We start from the raw sequence: 22,214 nt of genomic DNA on the forward strand, positions 1-22,214 counted from the left end.
TGAAAAAGCAGGGGAAATCTATCCGCCGTGTTGCGGCGATAAACTTGACTGGTCAGGGGCTTGACGCCATAAACGTTCGATCGCTGGAAAACTCAGTAGTTCCCTGCGGGCACCTCTGCCCTGCAGTGTTTTGGCGCGCGGTGTCCATCGCCGGTTCGATAAGGAGAGATCATGAGCAGTTTTTCTTCCTCGACGGCCGATAAAAAAGCTATTGCCCGTCAAACGGCAAAAATGATGCTGGAGATCAAGGCGATCCACTTCAATGCGGACTCGCCTTTTTTCTTTACCTCGGGCTGGGCAAGCCCGGTCTACGTCGATTGCCGCAAGATCATCTCCTATCCCCGGCTTCGGTCCGGCCTGATGGATTTCTCCTCTTCGGTCATCCTGTCGGAAATCGGATACGAGTCGATCGACAACATTGCCGGCGGCGAGACCGCGGGCATTCCGTTCGCGGCATGGATCGCCGACAAGCTGATGCTGCCGATGCAGTACATCCGCAAGAAGGCCAAGGGCTTCGGCCGCAACGCGCAGATTGAAGGCGATCTGCTGGAAGGCGCGCGAACCTTGCTGGTTGAGGATCTGGCGACCGACGGCCGCAGCAAGATCAACTTCTGCAACGCGTTGCGCACAGCAGGCGCCAAGGTCGATCACTGCTTCGTGCTGTTCTATTATGACATCTTCCCGGAGAGCAAAGGTCACCTCAACGACCTGAACGTGAAGCTGCATCACCTCGCGACCTGGTGGGACGTTCTCGAAGTCGCGGAAGAAAGCGGTCACTTCGACGCCGGTGTCTTGCGCGAAGTGCGCAGCTTCCTGAACAAGCCGTCCGAGTGGTCGGCGGCGCATGGCGGCATCGCCGACTTCGACTCGGCGCCGAAAACCGGCAACGCGGCGGCCTGAAGCCTCGGCAGGCAGCGACGTTCTCCGTGACTTGGAGCGCGCGTCGCCCAAAGGGCGACGCTGTCCGCATCGGAGCCGCCGCGGTGATAATGCCGGCGAGGAATTCACCGTCGTCGCTCAGTGAGCGACAATGGAGGCCGTAGAATTACAAGACGCCCTTAAAGCGGAGCGATGTCGGCGCGACCTCTCGGCTCTGCTTCATTGCCGAGGCCGGAAATCGAAGATTATCCTCGGGCGAGGGGCTGGGTTCGGTCGAGGCTTCCTGCCCCCGGGGAAGGCCAACATCGCACCCAGTATAGCGAGCCCTTACCCCTGATCTAATCGTCAGCCATCTTCGTAAGGAGTCCATGCCTTCATTCCGAGGATCTGGGACATGGCTATATACGGGCTCGCCTACCTATTCGTTTTAATCGCCTTTGTTGTATTAGATGGCATCTGGCTGTCGCAGATGGGCGTAAGGCTCTATCGGCCGATCTTGGGTGACATCCTGGCTGATAAGGTGCGACTCGCGCCGGCTGTCGTCTTCTATCTGGCTTATCCGTTGGGCATTGAGCTTTTCGCAGTCCTTCCGGCCTTGCGCGCGAGTTCGCTGTCACACGCCGTCGTCTATGGCGCTTTGTTCGGCCTGTTTGCCTATGCGACTTACGATCTGACCAATCACGCGACCCTACGCAATTGGACGTCGGTCATCACCGTAACCGATTTGGCTTGGGGAACCTTCGCAACCGGCCTAGCGGCCGCAATGGCCTTTCTCGCCAGTCGCGCAGTCATGTCGCATTTCGACATCAAACTATAATCAGGCGGGTCTCAGCCTATAGTGGCTGACGCCCCAGACATTGCCATTGTCGTAGCCGAACAGGCCTTCGGTTGCCAGGAAGAACAGGCGCCACCGGCGGTGCCACACAGCGGCATCCTTGCCGTAGACATCCGTCATGATAGTGCGGATTGCGCCGCCGTTTTCATCGAAGTTCTTCAGCCACAGCGTCGCGGTGTCGCGATAATGTGTGCCGCTCCAGCGCCAGCGTTGTTCGACAACCAAAACGTCCGCAAACTCACCGATGAAATCGTGGCTCGGCATGATGCCGCCAGTGAAGAAATTCTGGGCGATCCAGTCGGTCTTGTCGTGATGATCGAAACGATAGGGCGCGCGGCTGTGCGTGAAGACGTGCATGAAAAAACGGCCATCTTCATTTAGCCAGGCGCGCACGCGCTCAAGCAGCAGCCGCCAGTTGACCATGTGCTCGAACATTTCGACCGAGACGATGCGGTCGAAGCGCTGATCCGGGGAGAACCCGTTCATGTCGGCAGTCACTACGGTTAGATTGGCGAGGCCTTCAGCTCTTGCACTGGATTCAATGAAAGCGCGTTGCGAGAGAGAATTGGAGACGGCGACAATCCGCGATGCCGGATAGTGCCGGGCCATCCAGAGCGACAGCGAGCCCCAGCCGCAGCCCAGTTCGAGGATGGATTGGCCATCGGCAAGCTCGGCATGTGCCGCGGTTTCGGCCAGCGCGTTATCCTCGGCGGCTGCGAGGTCGTCACCGGGGCTGCTGAACAGGCAGCACGAATACTTGCGCTGTGGGCCGAGCACAAGTTCGAAGAACGCCGCCGGCACCTCGTAGTGCTGCGCGTTGGCGTCATCGACATGCTCAGCGATCGGCAACGTCGCCGTTGCTAGAGCGAAGCTGCGATTGGCCACTGCGCTCTGACGGCTCAGCTTACGATGTGTGCGGCCACACAGCGTCGCGATGCCGAGCCGCACCAGGGGATCCGGGACCGGCATCGACTCGATGAACCTGGTCGCGAGCGTGACGGCGCCCATGCTCACCTCCCTGGCGGCATTGGAAAGAAGGCGCTGGTGCGCGCCTGATAGTCGCGAAAGGCCTGACCGCGCGAGCGCAGCATGTGCTCTTCGAGCGGCGGGATGCCGGAGACGTAGACCAGAAGCCAATACATGCAGGCCGGCGCGAGCAGCGACAGCCAGCCCCATCCATATGAGCCGGTCAGGTCGATGGCGAGCAGCGGATAAGCGAGCCAGCCTAGCCATTCGAAGAAGTAGTTCGGATGCCGCGACAGCGACCACAGGCCTGCGTCGCAGACGCGGCCTTTGTTGGCCGGGTCGGCCTTGAAAGTCCGCAATTGATGATCGGAGAGGCCTTCGCCGACGATGGCGGCGGTCATCAGGAGGAGAGCTGCGATGTCCTGGGTGCGAAACGGCGAGGCAGGGTGATGCGCGGCAAGAAACACCGCCAGCGCCAGTGGGACCGTGACCCAGGCCTGTTTCTGTAGCAGCCAGAACATCTGCCGCGGCGCGTCGCTACCCCATTGCCGCGCCATTTCGACATAGCGCGGATCGTCGGTAATGCTCGAGCTGCGCTGGGCGATGTGCAGGCCGAGCCGGGCCGTCCAGAGGGCGATTATCATGGCGACGATGATCTGGCGCGATCCGAGTGCATCAAATGGCGCCAGTGCGCCCGCGACTCCCACCGCGCCAAGACCGAAGGTCCAGATCGTATCGACCCAGCCGGAATTACCGGTCCGCTGCTGGACGAGCCAGGCGACGGCCATGATCGCGGACAAAGCGACGGCGATCGCCATTAATGCGAAGAAGGCCTGCGCCACCGTCATGATTGTCGCGCTCCGCGAGGATTGCGCGCAAAGACCGTAACGTCGCTCAAGACCGGGGCGAGAAAGCGTAGCATCGGCGAGAAGGCACCGATCAGGCTGAGGTGACCAATCCGCGGATAGTGTCGTTCCGTCACGACACCGCTCAGGCTGCGGATGTGTGCAGCCAGGCGGGTGGTATTGCCGGGACTGACGAACTTATCGGCGCGGGGCGCGATCAACAAACTCGGCGGCGCGCCATGTCCGACATAGCGGATTGGCTGCGTGTCGATGCGGTCGGAGCCGCCGAAAATGTCCTGAAGGACCGGATCGACGATTGGCAGGAAATCGTAGGGTCCGGCGAGGCCGACGAGGCCGGCGATGTGGTCCACCGGATCGAGGCCGGCGCCCCTGAGCCACCTTTTGTCGAAAGCCAGCATGGCGGCGATATAGGCGCCGGCCGAATGACCCATCACTACGAGGTGCTCCGGCGCACCGTTCCAGCGTCTGGCATTGTCGCGTGCGAAGCGCACCGCCTTGGCGGCGTCCTCAAGAAAGTCCGGATAGCGTTTTTGCGGATATACGCCGTAGTCTGGGACGAATGTGACAATGCCCCGTTGTGCGAGTGATGCGCCGACAAAGCGATAGAGGTCGCGTGAGCCACTTTGCCAGCTTCCGCCGTAGAAGAATACGACGATCGGTGCCGGCGCGCTCGCCTGGATAGCCGGCGTATAGACGTCGAGCATGCCGCGCGCGCCGCTGCGATAAGGAATGTCGGCCTGAAGCTGCCAGCCTTGCTGCGTTTGCAGCGCGTTAAGGGCGTCGGCAATAGAGAAACCGCGCGCGGCCCAGCGCTGAAACAGCCCGGTGCGCGGCATCATCGATGCCGAGGCCGTATCGATGAAGGGCATGCCCAAGACATCCTCTCACAACCGAACGAAAGGATTGAGTAAAGCGCCGATGAAGCCGCTGAGCTTGAGCTGGCCTTCTAGCGCCACCAAGCAGATGCAGGCCGCCTCCTTGCCGACGGTTGGGCGATGCTCGACATTGTCGTCGGCTTCCTCGAAGTCGCCGGCTAAAAAGTCGCCGCCCTCGTGATGGTAAGAACCGCTCAAAATCGAGGTCAGCTCGGTGCCTTCGTGTGAGTGCTGCGGCAACCGGATGCCGGGCGCGCCTTTGAGAAGGAAGACGCGCAGTTTGTCCGTCTCCGGCAAAATAATCGGCCGCATCTGCACGCCCGGACCGACCCAGCGCCAGCGGCCCATTTCGTAGGGCCTGAGGCAGGCTGGCAAAGCTGGTTCGTCAGAAGCCGGTAATATCGGCGTCGCCTCCGCTTGAGCAGGGGGCTCGCGGTCGATACGCGCAAGGGTGCGCGCCAAGGCGTCCGACGACATCGGCGCCGGCAATAGATCCTCAAGCATGACGCCCGCGACCTTCTCGAGACCGCGTACGAACCCGCGACAGGCCGGACAACGTTCGACGTGACTGGCAACGACTATTTGCCGGCCGAGATCGAGTGTTCCGGACGCGTAAGCAGTAAGCGTTTCGGTAGAGGGATGATGCCGGATCGTCATGACAGGTCGCCCACGAGGTCACGTAATTTCGTCATGGCGATTCTTATGCGGGATTTCACGGTGCCCAGAGGAATTCCTAGCGTGCGCGCGATCTCGGCATGCGGCTGGTCCTCGAAGAAAGACAGTTCGATCACTTTTACCTGCTCGGGCGGCAATAGCCGCAATGCATCTCTGACGCGCTCGCCTCGCTCGGCATCCGACAGGCTTTCATCGGGCGCCATGGCTTGGTCGATCGTATCGGGCAGGTCGTCGCCGACCGGTACGTGCCGCCACTCCTTTCGGAAACGATCGGTCCGCAGATTCCGCGCGATCGTAAAAATCCAGGTGGCGGCTGTTGCGCGGGCACCGTCGAACGTGTCGGCCTTTCGCCAGACGGCCAGCAGGGCCTCCTGCGCCAGTTCGTCTGCCAGCGCCTCTCCTGCGCCCGCCCGCATCAGGTAGGCCTTGATGCGTGGGGCGAAATGATCGAACAACGCGCTGAATGCGCCGCGATCTCGGTGTTTCGCTACCGCGGCGATCAACTGTGCATAATCCAGGGCTGCCAACGGTTTACCGTCCATAGCCGCATTTGTTAGCCGCGCTGGCACCGGCCGCAAGGGTAGCGCCAGAGGTCGGAGAGACCGGGCCGAGGAGGAGGCAAGCCGAAGCGCGCGCATGCCTACCGATACGGCGGGCTTCTGAGTTTGGATCACGCCCGGGCAGTGATCCAAATCCCCTTTTAACGCGTACTTCCATAATACGCAGCCGGAGTTCCCGCAGCGGCAGAGCGAGGATGGGGAAAGTCATGTCCGGTGGGCCTCGATTGAAGATCGCCGTGATCGGAACCGGCATTTCCGGTATGTCGGCTGCCTGGCTGCTGCAGCAGCGCCATGAGGTCACCGTGTTCGAGCGGGCGCCTCGGCTCGGCGGGCATTCCAACACGATTGACGTGCCGGCGGAAGGCGGCGTCATTCCGGTCGATACCGGGTTTATTGTCTATAACCCCGTCAACTATCCTAACCTCACGGCCCTGTTTGACCACTTAGGGGTGCCAACCAAGGCCTCCGACATGTCGTTCGGCGCCTCCCTCGACGGTGGCGCTCTTGAATATTCGGGGAGAGATCTCGCCGGCCTATTTGCGCAGAAGCGCAATTGTTTGCGTCCGCGCTTCCTCTCGATGCTACGCGACCTCCTGCGCTTCTACCGCGATGCGCCGACGGCGGCCGCTACGCTGGCCGATCCCACCATTACGCTAGGCGCTTATTTGCGCGCGGGCGGTTACGGCGAGGCCTTTTGCCGCGATCATCTGCTGCCGATGGCTTCCGCGATCTGGTCGGCGCCGCCGCGCCAGATGCTCGACTATCCCGCCGCCGCGTTTATCCGATTCCATGCCAATCACGGCCTGTTGCAGATCGCCGACCGCCCGGAATGGCGGACCGTGGATGGCGGCAGCAAGGTCTATGTCGCGAAGCTCACGGAAGGCTTTTCCGATCGCCTCCGGCTCAATTGCGGCGCCGTTTCGGTGCGTCGCACCGCCGATGGCGTGGTCGTGCGTGACGGCAACAGCAATGCCGAACGCTTCGATCATGTGGTGCTGGCGGCACATGCCGATCAATCGCTGGCGCTGCTCGAGGATGCGGATGCCGCCGAGCGCAGCATCCTCGGCGCTTTCCGCTATAGCCGCAATCTGGCGGTTCTACATACCGACGCGCGCTTTATGCCGAAGCGGCGCGCGGCTTGGTCGAGCTGGAACTTCATCGGCAATCGCGACAGCGATGCCGCTGTCTGTGTGACCTACTGGATGAACCGACTGCAATCGATCCCCGGCGCCCAAGACATGTTTGTCACCCTCAATCCGCCGGAGCCACCCCATGCCGGCACGCTCCTGCATAGCGAAGTCTACGAGCACCCGATCTTCGACACCGCGGCGCTCCTCGCGCAATCAAAAGTGTGGTCGCTGCAGGGACGTGGCAATACCTGGTTTTGCGGCGCTTATTTCGGCGCCGGCTTCCACGAAGACGGGCTGCAGTCCGGTCTTGCCGTCGCTGAGGCGCTCGGCGGCGTACGGCGGCCCTGGAACGTCGCCAACGAGTCCGGCCGCATTCATCTGCCGCCGCAGAGCGCGGTGAGCGTCGCGGAGATGGCTTGATGACACCCGCTCAGCGCTTGCAATCAGCGCTCTATGTCGGCTCGGTGACGCACCGTCGGCTGTCGCCGCGCCGCCATCGCCTGCGCTATGGCGCATTCTGGATGTTGCTCGATCTCGATGAGACCGACACGCTGGACAAGCGACTTTCGCTATTCTCGCACAATCGGTTCAACTTGTTCGGCTTTCGTGATATCGATCACGGCGACGGCAAATCAGCATCGCTACGTACATACGTCGATCGCACGCTCTTTGAACACAATATCGACTGCCGCGGCGGTCGCATTGCGTTGCTCTGCATGCCTCGAATTCTCGGCTACGTTTTCAACCCGCTCAGCGTCTATTTCTGCCACCGCGCCGACGGCTCGCTCGCCGCCCTGCTGTACGAGGTGCGCAACACCTTCGGTGAGATGCACAGTTATCTTTTGCCAGTCTCGGGCGAAACACCAGTCGTGCATCAGCATTGCGCCAAAGAGTTTTACGTCTCGCCATTTCTCGATATGAACATGACCTATGAATTCCGCGTTGTACCGCCAGACGCGCGCGTTTCGGTGGTCGTCGCAGTCGACGACAAAAGCGGCCCGGTCCTGGTCGCGTCTCTCACCGGCGCAAGGCAGGTGCTAACCGATCGGGCGCTGGCTGCGATTTTCCTCAAGTTGCCGCTGCTGACATTGAAGGTAATGGCTGCGATTCATTGGGAAGCGCTGAAGATCTGGTGGAAGGGCATGAGGTATTATCCGCGTCCGCCGGCGCCGCTCCATAAGGTAACGATGGCTCCTGTCGCGGGAGGCGCGGAAGCACGATGAGTTCTTTCGATACAGTCGATCGCGGGATCGCCGCGCCGCGGCTTGGGCGCCTGATCCGCGCGCTGGTCCCGCAGCCGTGTTTCGGCTCGCTGCGGGTTGTGATGCCGGGTGGCGAACGCGTTGAATTTCGCGGTTCACTGGCCGGGCCGGAGGCAGTGGTGGTGCTGAAGCATTGGCGCGCCCTGTGGCGATTGGCGCGCGGCGGCGAAGTCGGTTTCGCCGAGGCCTTCATCGACGGCGACTGGACGACGCCTGATCTGACACGGCTCCTTGAGTGGGCCTTGCGCAACGAGAAGGTGTCGGGGGCGTATCGCGGGCACGCCGGCGCGCGGCTGATGCGTCGCCTCGCCCATGGCCTTCGCGTCAATACAAAGCGCGGCAGCCGCCGAAATATCGCCGCGCACTACGATCTCGGCAACGACTTTTACCGGCTATGGCTCGATCGTAGCATGAGCTATTCCTCCGCGGTGTTCGCGGGGCCCCATGAAACACTGGACGACGCGCAGCAGCGCAAGCTGGACCGCATCGTCGCGTTGCTCGACAATCCTGAAGGTGCGGATGTGCTCGAGATCGGCTTCGGTTGGGGCGGCGTGCTGGAACGGTTGATCGGCGCGCATCGCTGCCGGATGACCGGTTTGACGTTGTCGACCGAACAGCTCGTTTTTTCACGGGCGCGTCTTGACAGGCTTGGGCTCTCGGAATGGTCGGATTTGCGGTTGCAGGACTATCGCGATGTCGAGGGACAGTTCGATCGCATCGTGTCGATAGAAATGCTGGAAGCGGTCGGCGAACGGTACTGGCCGACGTACTTTGACAAGCTGCGCGCGTGCCTGAAGCCGGGTGGCACCTGCGTGCTGCAGGTCATTACTATCGACGAAGCGCGGTTCGACGATTACCGCTCCAACCCGGATTTCATCCAGGCCTACATCTTTCCGGGCGGCATGCTTCCGACCAAGGCGGTGGTGCACGCGGCGGCGACTGCCGCAGGTTTCACGCTCGGCGCCGAAGAATCGTTCGGTCTGTCCTATGCCAGAACGCTGCGCGAGTGGCGCGAGCGCTTCCTGGCGAAGGCGGCTGAGATCGCGGCGCTCGGCCTCGACGAACGCTTCCGGCGCATGTGGGAATACTACCTGGCTTATTGCGAAGCAGGCTTTCTATGCGGCGCAGTTGATGTCAGCCTTTATCAGCTCCGCGGTTAAGCGCAGATCTCGCAGTTCCTTGAAAAGGATCTGCATCTAGTCAACTCTTTCCGAAATTTCTCGCTCGCTGCGACGTCACCGCGAAATCGCTCGATTGAAAATGCGCCGAGCGGCGTAGGCGTCGTGCCGTCGATGATCATCTCCGACAGACACAAACCGACGCCGGGGCCGATCTGAAAGCCATGTCCGCAGAAACCGAAGGCGTGGATAAGACCGGGCGTCGTCGCGCTCGGCCCGATGATCGGGATCATGTCTGGCAAATAGGCTTCGATGCCCGACCAGACGCGGATGACGTGGGCATGCTGCAGCTTCGGAATCAACGCCGTGAGATGGCGCATTCCGGCGAGCGTCTTGAACGGCGGCACCGGCGCCTTGTTGGCGACCGGATCCGACGCGGTGCGCGGATAACCCGTGAGGATGACGTTGCCGCGCGGGATCTGCCGGGCAATGACGGTGCCGTCGATGGTCTGCACCGATGGCCGCAGGAAATAGGGAAGCGGCTCGGTGACGAATTGCGGCGGCCCGGCCGGGAAGGTCGGTGCGGTTTCGCCGAAGTCCGCCGCGATCTGCGCGCCCCAGGCGCCGGCGGAATTGACCACCTGACCGCAATCGATCGTCAGTTCTGTCTCGGTCCGGAGTTCGAATGAGCCGCCGCGGGCGACGATCTCCTGCACGCGGCAGTTCTCGATGATCGTGGCGCCGAGCGCCTTGGCGGCGCGCGCAACCGCCGGCGACACCAGGCGCGGATTGGCGGTGGCGTCGCGCGGCGAATAGGTTGCGGCCACGGCCTTGCCGCTGATCCACGGAAAGCGCTTCGCCAGGGCGGCGCCGTCGAGTCGCTCGATCGCCAGACCATTGGCCTCGGAAACCTCGGCGTAATGATGCAGCGCCTCGGTCTCCTTGTCGTCATAGGCGCAATAGAGATGGCCAGTCGGATCGAACTCGCATCGATCGCCAATGAGGTTCTCGAGATCCTCCCACAGCGCCTGTGCCCGCATCGACAGCGGATACTGCGCGGGATGCCGGCCCTGCAGGCGCAGATTGCCAAAGTTCACGCCGCTCGATTGCGCGCCGATATAGCCCTTGTCCAGCAGCGCCACCTTGCGGCCGCGCTTCGCCAGAAACAGCGCGGTCCAGGTTCCAATCAGTCCGCCGCCGACGACGGCGGCATCCACGGTCAAGCGAGTCATGGTTCGGAGCCCGCCGCGAGCGCGATGGGCTTGATCGGCGCCTGTCCGCGCAAACGGCCAGCCGCGGTGCCGGAGCAATGCGCCGCCTCGGCGACGATCTCCTGCAGCGCGGGACCGCAGACGCGACCCTGGCATCGCCCCATGCCGCAGCGGGTGATCGCCTTTACCCGGTTGATCTCGACCGGCGCGAACTCGCGGCGCATCGCGGTGCGTACGTCGCCGACCGAGACATCTTCGCAGCGGCAGAGCGTCAGATCGTCCGGCAACTGGCGGATCATGTGTCGTGGCCAAGCGAATGCGCCGGCGAGGCCGCGCTGGAAGGCGCGCAGCCGGGACACCGTGCGACGGAGGCCTTGCATTGTTGAGATCGGGACTGCGATTTGCAGATCAGTCAGCACAGCACAGGCGGCGAGCGCGCCGGATGCTTCAGCAGCATCGGCGCCGCCGATCGCGGCGCCGTCGCCGGCTAGATAGAGATTGTCGGCAGCACGGCCGTCCGCGTCTGTCACCGGCAGCCACAGATTGAACAGCGCGTCGTAAGCGAAACGCGCGCCGGCGAGGTCCGCCAGTTGCGTCTCCGGCTTCAGGCCATAGCCGAGCGCCACCGCGTCACAGGCGATCGTTCGCTCCCGTCCCGATGCTGTCGTGACGCGGACGCCTTCGACACGCGTTGCGCCTTCGATCGCGATCGACGTGACGCCGGACAGAATCGGCGTGCCGCTGGCCAGGGCCTGAGCCTGGTAGGCGATGCCGCGCATCAAGGTGCGCGGCGATTTGGCCAGCGTCGGCAGTTCGCGGATCTTGTTCTTCAGCGGCGTCGTGTCGGCGATTAACGCGATCTCGGCGCCCATCTGCCGGTATTGTTTCGCGGCGAGCGTCAGCAGCGGCGACGAACCGACGAAGGCGACGTGCCGACCGATCAGGCAGCCCTGATCCTTCAGCGCGATCTGCGCGCCGCCCAGCGTGAAGACGCCAGGGAGAGTTGCGCCCGGGAGCGGCGCCACCTTGTCCATGGCGCCGGTCGCGAGGATGAGCTTATCGAAGGTCTGTGTCGAAGGCCGGCCGTCGCTGATAAGATAGAGCATATTGCCGTCGATGGCCCAGACCAGCGTGCGCGGCCGGTAGTCGATCTTGTCGTGCAGCGCGTCGAAGTCGCGATGCAACGCTTCGTATTTTCCGTACTCGCTACCCATCAGCCGCTTGATGTCGAGCGACAGCGCGGGCGGAGGGCGTCGATAGCCTTGTCCGCCCGCCAACCGCGCCTCGTCGATGACAATCGGCCGCAGTCCGTGTTCGACCAGTGTGCAGGCGGCGCGAATGCCGGCGGGACCGGCGCCGACGATGACGACACTGCTCACGCGACGTCACCCTTTTGCCGGACCTGAGAGACGACGGCCATGCCGTCCTCGACCAGCGTCGTGCAGGCGCGCAACCGGCGGCCGTCGGCGAGTTCGACCCAGCAATCCTGGCACGCGCCCATCAGGCAGAAGCCGGCGCGCCGGCCGCCGTCGAATTCGTGCTGCCGCAGCGAACCGCGCGTCGTGAGCAACGCCGCGAGCAGGCTTTCGCCTTCCCGGGTGGCAATGACTTCACCATCGAAGCTGATACTGACCGGGCGTGACGCGTGCTGCGCAACACGGTGAAACTGGACCCGTCCGACGGTGTCTCGCATCTGGCCGCTGCGATGGTCCGGCATGATACCTCGGCTCGATTGCGATTTATCGTATAGCAATAAGATTTATCGAATTGTGCAAGCTCGCTAGAAGCCTTGTCAAGCAGGCGCGATAGCTGACTACGTCCTGGAAATCGCGTGCGCGGTCGCCATGACGAGAGACGAAAATTTCGTCACGACCTCGTCCGGCTCGTAACGCGAACGCGATGTCGCGATGTTGACCGCACCTTCTGGATATCCCTTTGGATCGAGGATCGGCGCCGCGATTGATGCGTCGCTGTGATAAAACTCTTCGAATGCCGTTGCGTAGCCCTGCAACGCCGATTGCTTCAGCTTTCGGATGAGATCGGATTTCTTTGACGTCGTCCCGGGCGCGTACGCCTTGAGTTCGCTCTTGTCGAGAACGGCGATGGCTTCCGCTTCCGGCAAGCGCGACAGGATGGCGACGCCGGGGGCCGTGCAGAACGCTGGCATACGCGTGCCTATGGTGACGTCGGTGTTGAGCATATGCCGGCTGACGAAGCGGGTGACGAACACGATTTCAGTGCCATCCAGCATGGTCAAATTGACGGTTTCCTCGGTCTCCTTACTGAGGTGGAGAAGATAAGGCATCGCCTTATCCACCAGCCGGCTCGCACGCAGGAAGTGATGACCGAGGTCGAGCGATTTCACCGTCAGCTCAAAATGTTTCGTGTCCGGATTCTTATGCAGGTAACCGAGCCTCGTCAGCGTATGCGTGAAGCGTTGGGCGGATGATACATCGAGACCCGCGGCGGCCGCGATCTGCGACAGGCCGAGCGCTTGGTGATGCCGGTCGAAGACAGACAGCACGCGAAACGCCTTCTCGACGGAGGCCACCATCAGCGGGTCCGACGCCTTGCCGTCTGCTTCGCTTGTGACGCCCTTTAATTGCGGCTTCCGCGCTGTCGCCATTCCGGCCTCCGTTATTCAACCCGCGGCCAAAGGAACTGGCCGGAGAATCTGGTTGACAACATAACTGGCATACTCGAACATTCAATAAAACTTATCGCATAGCAATAAATCGTTTTCGGAGGTTGTTTGATGGAAAGCTTCGTCCTTTCCGAGATCCGCGGCCGCGTTGGGGTCATCACGCTCAACCGTCCCGAGGTTCTCAATGCCTGGAACGCCCCGATGCGGGCCCGGCTCGTCGAGGTGTTCGATGAGATGGAAAAGGACGAGGCAGTGCGCGCCATTATCCTGACCGGCGCGGGAGATCGGGCGTTTGGCGCAGGGCAGGACCTCAACGAAACCAAGACCTTCGATCCCGATCGTGCAGAGCTTTGGATTGGAGAATGGGAGAGGCTCTACGATCGCATCCGTTCATTGTCGAAGCCGGTGATCGCGGCGCTCAATGGTGTCGCCGCCGGCTCCGCCTTCCAAGTTTCGCTCCTATGCGATTTCCGCATCGGCCATCCGGGCGTGACGATGGGCCAGCCGGAGATCAATTCAGGCATCGCCAGCACCACCGGCCCCTGGATCATGCGCGAAATTATTGGCCTCGCGCGGACGATCGATTTGACCTTGTCGGGCCGTATGATGGACGCGGAAGAGTGCCTCCGCATCGGCGTGATGAACCGCGTCGTGCCGCAAGATCAGGTGATGACGGCCTCGCTCGCCCTGGCGAGCGAGCTGGCGGACAAGCCGCCGGTCGCGATGCGGCTAAACCGCGCGCGCTTCCGCGAAGTCACCGAAGCGGGATTCCGCGATTGCCTTGCGGCTGGCATCCGCAACCAGCGCGAAGCTTACGCAACCGGCGAGCCGGCGCGAATGATGGAGGCGTTCCTGGCGAAAAGGGCGGCCCGCAAAGGCTGACCCTGAGTCGGCCCTTGGCTGATCCGTTGCCGTTGAAAGTGTGAAACCTGTCCCTGGATGGAGAAGTGAAATGCTTGACAAGAAGATCAGCAGGCGCCGCCTGCTTCAGAGCTCGAGTATCGTCGCCGCTTCCACTCTCGTCGCGCCATCCTTGATCGGGCGCGCCGCGGCTGCCGGCGTGCAATTGACGGTCGCCGATCCCGGCGGTCCGTTCGGTCCGGCATTCCGTGCGGCATTCTACGATCCGTTCGAGAAGGCAACCGGCAACAAGATCGTCAACGTCGCCCGCGAAGCCGAGCCGACCGCACAGTTCAAGGCCATGGTCGATACCAAGTCCTATACTTGGGACGTGTGCACTCTCACGCTGTCGGCGCGCGACATTCTCGCCAAGCAGGGCCTGCTGGAGCCGATCGGCTTCTCGCATGCCGACGCGCCGCAACTAATGCCGCAGGCGATCAATGAATTCTTCATGGGGACCGACGTTTACTCCACTGTTTTTGCCTACCGCACCGACAAGGTGAAAAAGGCGCCCGCGAGCTGGAAGGACTTTTTCGACGTCGAGAATTTCCCTGGCCGTCGCGCGCTGCGCAAGAATCCGATCGACACGGTTGAACAGGCGCTTCTCGCCGACGGTGTGCCGCTCGATAAGTTGTATCCGCTTGATGTCGCGCGCGCCTTCAAGGTGCTCGATAAGATCAAGCCGCACATCGCGGTCTGGTGGACGGGCGGCGCCCAATCCACTCAACTTCTGCAGAGCGGAGAAGTAGACCTGATTCCCGGCTGGAACGCCCGCTTCCAGGCGGCGATTGACGGGGGTACGCCCGCCAAGATCGTGTGGAATCAGGGCCTCTACTCGATCGAAGGTTGGAGCATTCCGAAGGGCTGCCCTAAGGCCGACGCCGCGCGCGCCTTCATCAAGTTCTGCTCGCAGGCGCAACAGCAGGCGATCTACACTGAGAAGCTCGCCTACGGGCCGACGAACCTCGATGCCTACAAGTCGATCCCGGCCGACCGCGCCGCCCATCTGCCGACGTCACCGCAGAATCTGAAGCAGATGGCGATCGCTAACGAAGACTGGTGGAGCGCGAACCGTTCGGCTGTGACCGAGAAGTTCAATAGCTGGCTGCTGGCTTGAGAGCCTCAAAGAACGTGTCTGTCGCAAACGATACGAAGATGAACGGAGCTCGTGCCGATGCCAAGCTGGTCGTAGATCAGCTTGGCAAACGCTACGGCTCCGTCACAGCGCTGGAGCCGACGACGATCAGCGTTCCGCAGGGTGAATTGCTCACCCTGCTGGGACCGTCCGGCTCCGGCAAGACCACCTTGCTGCAATTGATCTGCGGCCTGACCCCGGCCAGTAGCGGCCGAGTAATCATCGACGGCCGCGACCAGTCTGCGACGCCAGTCTATAAGCGTGATATTGGTCTCGTCTTTCAGCATTACGCATTGTTTCCGCACTTAACGGTGTACGAAAACGTGGCGTTTCCGCTGAAGATGCGCGGCCAGCCGGCCGCCGAGATTGTCAGGCGCGTCGGCGAGGCGCTCGACATGGTGCATCTAGGACACCTCGCGGAGCGCTTCCCGCGCGAACTGTCTGGCGGTCAGCAGCAGCGCGTCGCGCTGGCGCGATGCTTTGTCTATCAGCCTTCGGTCATCCTGATGGACGAACCCTTGGGTGCGCTCGACAAGAAGCTACGCGAGCACATGCAGATCGAAATCAAACGGCTGCATCGCGAAAGCGGCGCGACAATTGTCTATGTCACGCACGACCAGGAGGAAGCGCTGGCGCTATCCGATCGGATCTGCCTGATGAACCACGCCAAGGTCGAACAGGTCGGCACGCCTCGGGAAATCTACGAGAGTCCAAAAACCGCTTTCGCCGCGGATTTCATCGGCATTTCAAATATCCTGCGCGGCAAGTTCCTCAACGGTGCTCGGACGACGCTGAACACGGCGTTCGGCAATTTCACCGTACCGGCAGGCTCCGCCTGCGCTGGGGAAAGCGCCGCGCTGGTCGTGCGTCCCGAACATATGCGGCTGGGCGTGCGTGGCGACAATGCCATCAAGGGCGTCGTGACCGAAATCGTCTACGCCGGTTCGGAAACGCGGATCATCGCCAGATTGAACGAGGAGGCGCAACTCACCCTTCGGCTGCCGCAGGGCGAGGCGCCACCAAGGCTTGGACAGCAGATCGACGTCTCGTGGGAGCGCGATCTGGCTGTTTTGGTGCCATGACCACGACGCTTGACACCATGCCCGTGTCACGGATGCGCAGCCGGGCCCTGCACCCGTACTGGCTCGCGGCGCCAGGTATCGTGTTCCTGGCGATTTTTTTCGTCTATCCCGTACTCAAATTGATGGGGCTAAGCGTTGTCGGAGCCGACAACAGCTTCAGCCTGGCGGCGTTCTCGCGGATTGGTCACACGGACGTTTATCTGCGCGTCCTCGCTGTGACCTTCCGCATCTCGCTCGACACGGCGATTTATTCGCTGCTGCTGGGCTACCCGCTGGCCTACTGGTTGGCTGGCCGGCCCGATCGGCAGCGCGGAAAACTACTGATTTTCGTCACGGTCCCATTCTGGACCAGCTATCTGGTCAAGACTTTCGCTTGGATGATCATCCTCGGTCATACAGGCGTCATCAACACGGTAGGCACCCAGCTCGGCCTCTTCGGCCAGCCGCTCGAAATCCTGCATAACCGGACCGGAGTCATGATCGGCATGGTCCATGCCATGGTGCCGCTTGCAGTCATGACTATGCTGCCGGTTATGACGAGCATCGACCGACGGCTCGTCTCCGCAGCGCAGACGCTCGGCGCCACGCCGGTTCGCGCCTTCTGGCTCGTTTATTTCAAGCTGTCACTACCGGGCGTCACGGCCGCGGGCCTTCTAATCTTCATTTCGTCGCTCGGCTTCTTCATCGTTCCAGCCTTCCTGGGTGGACGGCAGGACACCATGCTCGCGCAGCTCATCATCACCCAAGTGCAGGAGATGCTGAACTGGTCCTTTGCCGGCGCACTGTCGGTACTGATGGTTGGTACCGCGCTCGTTGCCTGTCTGGTCTACGACAAGTTCTTCGGGCTCTCGACCATCTCCGGCGGCACCGTGCGGGAGAATAAAAGCTGGCTCCGGCAAGTCGGCCTTGCCATTCTCGGCGGCGTCGCCGCCGCGGTCGATATGATCGCCAAGCCATTCGGTCGGCTACTTGGTGGCAGGCACATTCTATCCATCGTCTCGTGGACAATCATTGCATTCTTGGTGCTGCCGACGCTTCTGGTGATCCCCCTAGGCTTCACCAGCTCGTCGTTTCTGGAGTTTCCGCCGCCGGGTTACTCTTGGCAATGGTTCAGCACTTACTTCAACTCTCCGGTCTGGATTTCAGCGACCGTCCGCTCCTTCGGCGTAGCAGCCGCGACTGCCGTCCTTGCCACCTGCGTCGGCGGGCTTGCCGCCTTAGCGCTTGCCTATGGTCGTGGCCGTTGGAGTGGCCCGATTTTTGCGTTCTTCCTGGCGCCGATGATCGTGCCGCGCATCGTCATCGCTGTCGGCATGTTCTATCTCTTCGCAAACCTCGGCCTGGTGGCCAGTAATATTGGCCTCGTCATCGGCCATACGGTCCTGGCCATTCCGTTCACGATGGTGACCGTCGCCGCGACCCTCAAGACCTACGACACACGGCTCGATCAGGCGGCGGCGACGCTCGGCGCCAACCGGCTCCGGACGCTGTTCGGCGTTACTATGCCGCTGATCAAAGGCGGGCTGGTCGCCGCTCTCCTGATCGCCTTCATCACCTCATTCGACGAACTAACGATTGCGATTTTCGTCAGCGGCGGCATTACCACGACGTTGCCGAAACAGATGTGGGACGACATGATCTTGCAGCTCAATCCGACCCTGGCGGCCGTCTCGGTGACCGTCTTCGTCGTGGTGACCTCGCTGCTCATCATTGCCGAACGCTTTCGTCGCTCGTCGTCACAAAATCTCTAGGAATTCTGATGGTTCTGAACAGCGACGGTTTCGTGGGTCTTTTGCGGACCCGTGCGACTGATGATCCTGACGGTGTTTACGCGCGGTTCAACGGCGAATCCGTGACCTTCTCGGCGCTCGACCGTCAGGCTTCGAGTTTCGCTCGCGAACTGCGGGCGCGCGGCGTCAGGCGCGGCGAACGCGTCGCCGTGATGATGCGCAATGGCATCGAAGCCATTGCAGTTATTTTTGGGCTGGCGAAAGCGGGCGTCGCCTGGATTCCGGTGAATGTGCAGCAGCGCGGGCAAGGGCTTGCTTACCTGCTGTCGCATCCCGAACCCCGCCTGATCGTTGTCGATCATGATCTCGCGGCGGTGGTGAAGGAAACGCTGCCGGAGGCCGATCGCGCGCCGCTCCTCATTCACGGCTCCGCGGGCGAATTATCGGGCATTCTCTCCACGGGGCATGGCTTCGGCGAGGTGACACCGAGTGCGGACGAAGTGTTCGCGATCATGTACACGTCCGGCACAACAGGGCGGCCGAAAGGCGTCATCGTTTCGCACCGGATGATTCGGCTTGCCACCGAGGCTGTGTGCCTCGTCGCAGCGGTAAAGCCGGGCGATGTGTTTTTCGTTTGGGAGCCGCTTTATCACATCGGTGGCGCTCAGCTCCTGCCTCTGCCGCTGCTGCGTGATGTCGTCCTCGCAATGGTCGATCGCTTTAGCGCCAGCCGGTTCTGGGACCAGGTGCGGCAAGAAAAGGCGACGCATATCCATTATCTCGGCGGCATCCTGCAGATGCTGCTCAAGCAGCCGCCGAAAGAGGACGACAAGGAACATCGTGTACGTATTGCCTGGGGTGGCGGCTGTCCGCTCGAGGTGTGGCGGCAGTTTCGCGACCGTTTCGGAGTAGAAATTCGGGAATGTTACGGCATGACCGAAGCCTCCAGCATCACAACATTCAACGATGAAGGTTTAGTCGGCGCGGTGGGGCGCCCGCTGCCCTGGTTCACCGTCGAGCTCATGAATTCGACAGGACGCCCGGCCGCGGCAGGCGAGCGCGGTGAGATCGTAGTCCGCACCGATCTCCCGGGGGCACTGTTCTCCGGCTACCTCAACGATCCGGAATCGACGGCGCGCGCGCTTAGGGACGGTGCGCTTTTCACTGGCGACAGCGGCTCGTTCGACGCTTCCGGTAACCTGATTTTCCACGGCCGCATTACCGATAGCGTCCGGTGCCGCGGCGAGAACGTTTCGGCCTGGGAGGTCGAGCACGTCGCTGCCGAATATGAGGCAGTGGAAGACTGCGCGATGATCGGCGTTGAAGCCGACGTCGGCGAGCAGGATATCAAGCTTTTCGTCAAGCCGAAAGCGGGATGGAAGATCGACCCTGTCGCCCTGTCGCTGTGGCTGCGCGATCGTCTCGCGTCTTATCAAAACCCGCGTTACATCGCCGTCGTGGATGAGTTCGAGCGCACGGCGAGCCAGCGCATCATGAAGCATAAGCTCTCGAAGCGGCGAGACGATTGCTTTGATCGTGCCGCTCTTGTGGAGCGTTGACCGTGACACCCATCGACATTCTGATGAGCGGAACCGGCTCATTTGCCGCCCGTATCGTCTTCGATATCGCGGCCACCGCGAAGCGGTCCGTCCGCGTGCGCATCGCCGGACGCAACCGCGCGCGGCTCGAATGGCTGACCACGGCATCCAATGCGCGCGCGAAAATCTTCGGCACGCCGGCGCGGTTCGATTGCGCGGAAGCCGATCTGCTGTCGGTCGATGCCGCAGGCGAGTTGCTTGCCGCAGCGCGACCTCGCTTGATCGTTCAGGCGGCCTCGGTGCAGACGTCGTCGGTGATTGCGCAGAAAGGAAACGCCTGGTCAGCGCTCGTGGCTGAAGGTGGCCTGAGCGCCACGGCGATTTTCCAGACGGTCATCAGCCGCAACGTCGCCAAAGCGATCAAGGCAACTGGGCAAGACGCAGCTTTGATCAACTGCTCGTTTCCCGACGTCGTCAACGGCGTGCTGGCGGCGATGGGGTACCCGATCCTCTGTGGCACCGGCAACGTCGCGATCCTGTCCAGCGTGTTTGCCGGATCGGCAGCCGTTCCGGACGGCGCGGACCTCAAGGTTCTGTCGCACTATCAGAACCTGATGGCGTATCGCCGACCGGCGAGCGAACGCAGCGGCGACACCGCCCGTGTCTGGATCGACAACCGCGAGGTCGGCGACGTCTTTGCGTGCTTCGCCGGGGTGAAACTCACGCCTGAGCCTGTCATCGACATTTCCGGCGCCAGTGGCGTCCCGTTGATGCTGGCCTATGTCGCCGGCGAACGGTGGCGCGGGCATGTGCCCGGGCCGAATGGGCTGCCCGGGGGCTATCCGGTTGCACTCGAAGCTGGTGAATTGAAGCTAGATCTGCCACCGAACCTGAGCCGCGATGCTGCGATCAGGTGGAACGAGACATTCGAGCGACGCAGCGGTTTGGTCGTCGAAGGTGACCGCGCAGTCTATACCGGCCGTCTGCAGGAGTGTATTCGCGCGCACGATCCGGCATTGGCGAATGGTTTCAAGTTGAGCGATTTCGATCGCGTTATTGAAGAAATGGCGCTGTTCCGTGACAGGCTCAGTATTCCTTAGCCGACATCGAGCTTTGCTGATTCAGGAACAACGCTTGGACCTGAGCATCCGCGCTTCAAGAGTGAAGTTATGCCTCTGATATGATACTGAATCGGGAGTAGCGCCGCGGCGGGCCGCAGAGGCGCATGTCGCCAGCGGCGGCTTCTGAGACTACGCACAATCCAGCCAGAGAACGGACACAACGTGACGCAAATCTCGACCCAAACCGAAGTTCGCAGCATCCTCGATCAGCTCGGCGTGGCGCCGGTGCAGACCCAGGGCGGCACGCTCAATGTCGTCTCGCCGGTGGATGGTGCGGTCGTCGCCTCGGTGCCTGAAACGACCGCGGCCGAAGCGGCCAAGCTGATCGCGCAAGCGCACGAAGCCTATCTCGTCTGGCGCGCCGTGCCGGCGCCGCGGCGCGGCGAGTTCGTCCGCGTGCTCGGCGAGGAGCTGCGCGCCGCCAAGCCGGCGCTCGGCCGGCTGGTCAGCCTTGAGGTCGGCAAGTCGCCGTCCGAAGGTTTGGGCGAAGTGCAGGAGATGATCGACATCTGCGATCTGGCAGTCGGTCAGTCTCGCCAGTTGTACGGCCTTGTCATCCAGTCGGAGCGCGAGGACCATCGCCTGACCGAACAGTGGCATCCGGCTGGCGTTGTCGGCGTCATCTCGGCGTTCAACTTCCCGGTTGCGGTGTGGTCGTGGAACGCGGCACTCGCCTTCATCTGCGGCGACTCCGTCGTGTGGAAGCCGTCGGAGAAGGCGCCGCTGACGGCGCTGGCGGTCGCGGCGATCATGGCGCGAGCCGCCGAAAAATTCGGCGGCGTGCCGAAGGGCCTGCTGACGATGCTGATAGGCGGCCGCGACATCGGCGAAGTGCTGGTGGACGATCCGCGCGTGCCGGTCGTCTCCGCCACTGGCTCCACGCGCATGGGCCGCATCGTCGGCGAGCGCGTAGCGCGCCGCTTCGGCCGCGCCATTCTCGAGCTCGGCGGCAACAATGCTTCGATCGTAACTCCGTCGGCCGATCTCGATCTCACTTTGCGCGCGGTCGCATTCGGCGCCATGGGCACCGCCGGTCAGCGCTGCACTACGATGCGCCGTCTGATCGTCCATGAGGGCGTCTATGACAAGCTCGTGCCGAAGCTGGCCTCGGTTTACAAGTCGATCTCAATCGGCAATCCGATCACTTCGGATGCGCTGGTCGGTCCGCTGATCGACGGCCGCGCATTCGAATCGATGCAGGCAGCGCTGGCGGCGGCGAAGAAGGCCGGCGGCGTAGTGCATGGCGGCGAGCGCGTCGACGTCAACGGGCCGAAGTCGTTCTACGTGCGGCCGGCGCTGGTTGAAATGCCGTCGCAAACCGAGACGGTGTGCGAGGAAACCTTCGCGCCGATCCTCTACGTACTGAAGTACAAGGACCTCGACGAAGCCATCGCGCTGCATAACGGTGTGCCGCAGGGCCTATCGTCTTCCATCTTCGGGACCGACATTCGCGAAATCGAAACCTTTCTGTCGGCGCGCGGCTCCGACTGCGGCATCGCCAACGTCAACATGGGCACCTCGGGCGCAGAAATCGGCGGCGCTTTCGGCGGCGAAAAGGAAACCGGCGGCGGCCGCGAGAGCGGTTCCGACGCGTGGAAAGCCTATATGCGCCGGCAGACCAGCGCGGTGAATTACGGCCGCAAGCTCCCACTCGCGCAGGGCGTCAAGTTCGACATCTGAGGCGAGG

21 protein-coding genes are annotated in these 22,214 nt (G+C 62.3%); 12 read left to right on the forward strand and 9 right to left on the reverse strand.

Annotated elements, in window-relative coordinates; genetic code table 11:
* The first annotated feature begins 171 nt into the window (after positions 1 to 171).
* Together ASD45_RS01415 and ASD45_RS01420 are read left to right on the forward strand one after the other, a co-directional pair.
* Complete coding sequence (locus ASD45_RS01415) at positions 172 to 900, forward strand: orotate phosphoribosyltransferase (protein ID WP_056909845.1); 729 nt, start codon at positions 172 to 174, stop codon at positions 898 to 900.
* Between the two features lie 373 nt (positions 901 to 1,273).
* Positions 1,274 to 1,696: a DUF2177 family protein gene (locus tag ASD45_RS01420; RefSeq protein WP_056909846.1), complete on the forward strand. Its 423-nt coding sequence runs from the start codon at positions 1,274 to 1,276 to the stop codon at positions 1,694 to 1,696.
* Here the strand turns inward: ASD45_RS01420 and ASD45_RS01425 are convergent, their stop codons facing one another.
* The 5 genes from ASD45_RS01425 to ASD45_RS01445 are packed head-to-tail and all read right to left on the reverse strand — an operon-like array spanning position 1,697 to position 5,638.
* Positions 1,697 to 2,722 carry a cyclopropane-fatty-acyl-phospholipid synthase family protein gene (locus ASD45_RS01425; RefSeq protein ID WP_056909847.1) on the reverse strand — a complete coding sequence of 342 codons (1,026 nt, stop codon included), beginning with the start codon at positions 2,720 to 2,722 and terminating at the stop codon, positions 1,697 to 1,699.
* 2 nt (positions 2,723 to 2,724) lie between these two features.
* Entirely contained in the window at positions 2,725 to 3,528 is an 804-nt protein-coding gene (locus ASD45_RS01430) for a DUF1295 domain-containing protein (RefSeq protein WP_056909848.1), read from the reverse strand.
* Entirely contained in the window at positions 3,525 to 4,415 is an 891-nt protein-coding gene (locus ASD45_RS01435) for an alpha/beta hydrolase (RefSeq protein ID WP_156380668.1), read from the reverse strand. Before ASD45_RS01435 ends, ASD45_RS01430 begins: the two co-directional genes overlap by 4 nt.
* 15 nt (positions 4,416 to 4,430) lie before the next feature.
* Positions 4,431 to 5,078, reverse strand: a complete 648-nt coding sequence (locus ASD45_RS01440) for a ChrR family anti-sigma-E factor (RefSeq protein WP_056909849.1) — start codon at positions 5,076 to 5,078, stop codon at positions 4,431 to 4,433.
* Complete coding sequence (locus ASD45_RS01445; RefSeq protein WP_056909850.1) at positions 5,075 to 5,638, reverse strand: sigma-70 family RNA polymerase sigma factor; 564 nt, start codon at positions 5,636 to 5,638, stop codon at positions 5,075 to 5,077. The genes ASD45_RS01440 and ASD45_RS01445 overlap by 4 nt, the downstream gene beginning before the upstream one ends.
* Before the next feature lie 224 nt (positions 5,639 to 5,862).
* Here ASD45_RS01445 and ASD45_RS01450 point away from each other — a divergent pair, with 224 nt between their 5' ends.
* The 3 genes from ASD45_RS01450 (at position 5,863) to ASD45_RS01460 (ending at position 9,208) form a co-directional block, all read left to right on the forward strand.
* On the forward strand, positions 5,863 to 7,206 hold the full coding sequence (locus ASD45_RS01450; protein WP_244485155.1) for an FAD-dependent oxidoreductase: 1,344 nt from the start codon (positions 5,863 to 5,865) through the stop codon (positions 7,204 to 7,206).
* A complete protein-coding gene (locus ASD45_RS01455) occupies positions 7,206 to 8,009 on the forward strand; it encodes a DUF1365 family protein (protein ID WP_056909852.1) in 804 nt (267 codons plus the stop codon). Before ASD45_RS01450 ends, ASD45_RS01455 begins: the two co-directional genes overlap by 1 nt.
* Positions 8,010 to 8,200: 191 nt before the next feature.
* The gene (locus ASD45_RS01460; RefSeq protein WP_244485157.1) at positions 8,201 to 9,208 is read left to right on the forward strand and encodes a cyclopropane-fatty-acyl-phospholipid synthase family protein; all 1,008 of its coding nucleotides are present in this window, start codon (positions 8,201 to 8,203) and stop codon (positions 9,206 to 9,208) included.
* On the opposite strand, the gene ASD45_RS01465 is transcribed toward ASD45_RS01460, so the two are convergent.
* From ASD45_RS01465 to ASD45_RS01480, 4 genes are all read right to left on the reverse strand, one after another.
* The gene (locus ASD45_RS01465; RefSeq protein WP_056909854.1) at positions 9,205 to 10,398 is read right to left on the reverse strand and encodes an FAD-dependent oxidoreductase; all 1,194 of its coding nucleotides are present in this window, start codon (positions 10,396 to 10,398) and stop codon (positions 9,205 to 9,207) included. The genes ASD45_RS01460 and ASD45_RS01465 overlap by 4 nt on opposite strands.
* The gene (locus tag ASD45_RS01470) at positions 10,395 to 11,756 is read right to left on the reverse strand and encodes an FAD/NAD(P)-binding oxidoreductase (protein WP_056909855.1); all 1,362 of its coding nucleotides are present in this window, start codon (positions 11,754 to 11,756) and stop codon (positions 10,395 to 10,397) included. The genes ASD45_RS01465 and ASD45_RS01470 overlap by 4 nt, the downstream gene beginning before the upstream one ends.
* Positions 11,753 to 12,094, reverse strand: a complete 342-nt coding sequence (locus ASD45_RS01475; protein ID WP_244485159.1) for a (2Fe-2S)-binding protein — start codon at positions 12,092 to 12,094, stop codon at positions 11,753 to 11,755. Before ASD45_RS01475 ends, ASD45_RS01470 begins: the two co-directional genes overlap by 4 nt.
* A 96-nt stretch (positions 12,095 to 12,190) precedes the next feature.
* The gene (locus ASD45_RS01480) at positions 12,191 to 12,931 is read right to left on the reverse strand and encodes an IclR family transcriptional regulator (RefSeq protein ID WP_156380904.1); all 741 of its coding nucleotides are present in this window, start codon (positions 12,929 to 12,931) and stop codon (positions 12,191 to 12,193) included.
* Between the two features lie 201 nt (positions 12,932 to 13,132).
* Here ASD45_RS01480 and ASD45_RS01485 point away from each other — a divergent pair, with 201 nt between their 5' ends.
* From ASD45_RS01485 to ASD45_RS01515, 7 genes are all read left to right on the forward strand, one after another.
* The gene (locus ASD45_RS01485) at positions 13,133 to 13,903 is read left to right on the forward strand and encodes an enoyl-CoA hydratase/isomerase family protein (RefSeq protein WP_056909857.1); all 771 of its coding nucleotides are present in this window, start codon (positions 13,133 to 13,135) and stop codon (positions 13,901 to 13,903) included.
* Positions 13,904 to 13,973: 70 nt separating this feature from the next.
* A complete protein-coding gene (locus ASD45_RS01490; protein ID WP_056909858.1) occupies positions 13,974 to 15,038 on the forward strand; it encodes an ABC transporter substrate-binding protein in 1,065 nt (354 codons plus the stop codon).
* A gap of 38 nt (positions 15,039 to 15,076) precedes the next feature.
* Positions 15,077 to 16,138: an ABC transporter ATP-binding protein gene (locus tag ASD45_RS01495; protein WP_056909859.1), complete on the forward strand. Its 1,062-nt coding sequence runs from the start codon at positions 15,077 to 15,079 to the stop codon at positions 16,136 to 16,138.
* A complete protein-coding gene (locus ASD45_RS01500; protein ID WP_056909860.1) occupies positions 16,135 to 17,889 on the forward strand; it encodes an ABC transporter permease subunit in 1,755 nt (584 codons plus the stop codon). Before ASD45_RS01495 ends, ASD45_RS01500 begins: the two co-directional genes overlap by 4 nt.
* A gap of 8 nt (positions 17,890 to 17,897) precedes the next feature.
* Positions 17,898 to 19,427 (forward strand): AMP-binding protein, encoded by a 1,530-nt coding sequence (locus ASD45_RS01505; protein ID WP_056909861.1) that lies wholly within the window; start codon positions 17,898 to 17,900, stop codon positions 19,425 to 19,427.
* 2 nt (positions 19,428 to 19,429) lie between these two features.
* Positions 19,430 to 20,506 carry a hypothetical protein gene (locus tag ASD45_RS01510; protein WP_244485161.1) on the forward strand — a complete coding sequence of 359 codons (1,077 nt, stop codon included), beginning with the start codon at positions 19,430 to 19,432 and terminating at the stop codon, positions 20,504 to 20,506.
* A 183-nt stretch (positions 20,507 to 20,689) separates the two neighbouring features.
* Complete coding sequence (locus ASD45_RS01515; RefSeq protein ID WP_056909862.1) at positions 20,690 to 22,207, forward strand: aldehyde dehydrogenase family protein; 1,518 nt, start codon at positions 20,690 to 20,692, stop codon at positions 22,205 to 22,207.
* Positions 22,208 to 22,214: the final 7 nt, after the last annotated feature.

Source organism: Pseudolabrys sp. Root1462, from assembly GCF_001426945.1.
GTDB lineage: Bacteria > Pseudomonadota > Alphaproteobacteria > Rhizobiales > Xanthobacteraceae > Pseudolabrys.

Coding starts and splice junctions, on each gene's coding strand:
- ASD45_RS01480 (WP_156380904.1), bottom strand. CDS start 12,931: ATGGTGGCCTCCGTCGAGAAGGCGTTTCGCGTGCTGTCTGTCTTCGAC.
- ASD45_RS01500 (WP_056909860.1), top strand. CDS start 16,135: ATGACCACGACGCTTGACACCATGCCCGTGTCACGGATGCGCAGCCGG.
- ASD45_RS01445 (WP_056909850.1), bottom strand. CDS start 5,638: ATGGACGGTAAACCGTTGGCAGCCCTGGATTATGCACAGTTGATCGCC.
- ASD45_RS01495 (WP_056909859.1), top strand. CDS start 15,077: ATGAACGGAGCTCGTGCCGATGCCAAGCTGGTCGTAGATCAGCTTGGC.
- ASD45_RS01485 (WP_056909857.1), top strand. CDS start 13,133: ATGGAAAGCTTCGTCCTTTCCGAGATCCGCGGCCGCGTTGGGGTCATC.
- ASD45_RS01420 (WP_056909846.1), top strand. CDS start 1,274: ATGGCTATATACGGGCTCGCCTACCTATTCGTTTTAATCGCCTTTGTT.
- ASD45_RS01455 (WP_056909852.1), top strand. CDS start 7,206: ATGACACCCGCTCAGCGCTTGCAATCAGCGCTCTATGTCGGCTCGGTG.
- ASD45_RS01505 (WP_056909861.1), top strand. CDS start 17,898: ATGGTTCTGAACAGCGACGGTTTCGTGGGTCTTTTGCGGACCCGTGCG.
- ASD45_RS01430 (WP_056909848.1), bottom strand. CDS start 3,528: ATGACGGTGGCGCAGGCCTTCTTCGCATTAATGGCGATCGCCGTCGCT.
- ASD45_RS01415 (WP_056909845.1), top strand. CDS start 172: ATGAGCAGTTTTTCTTCCTCGACGGCCGATAAAAAAGCTATTGCCCGT.
- ASD45_RS01465 (WP_056909854.1), bottom strand. CDS start 10,398: ATGACTCGCTTGACCGTGGATGCCGCCGTCGTCGGCGGCGGACTGATT.
- ASD45_RS01490 (WP_056909858.1), top strand. CDS start 13,974: ATGCTTGACAAGAAGATCAGCAGGCGCCGCCTGCTTCAGAGCTCGAGT.
- ASD45_RS01435 (WP_156380668.1), bottom strand. CDS start 4,415: ATGCCCTTCATCGATACGGCCTCGGCATCGATGATGCCGCGCACCGGG.
- ASD45_RS01425 (WP_056909847.1), bottom strand. CDS start 2,722: ATGGGCGCCGTCACGCTCGCGACCAGGTTCATCGAGTCGATGCCGGTC.
- ASD45_RS01475 (WP_244485159.1), bottom strand. CDS start 12,094: ATGCCGGACCATCGCAGCGGCCAGATGCGAGACACCGTCGGACGGGTC.
- ASD45_RS01440 (WP_056909849.1), bottom strand. CDS start 5,078: ATGACGATCCGGCATCATCCCTCTACCGAAACGCTTACTGCTTACGCG.
- ASD45_RS01450 (WP_244485155.1), top strand. CDS start 5,863: ATGTCCGGTGGGCCTCGATTGAAGATCGCCGTGATCGGAACCGGCATT.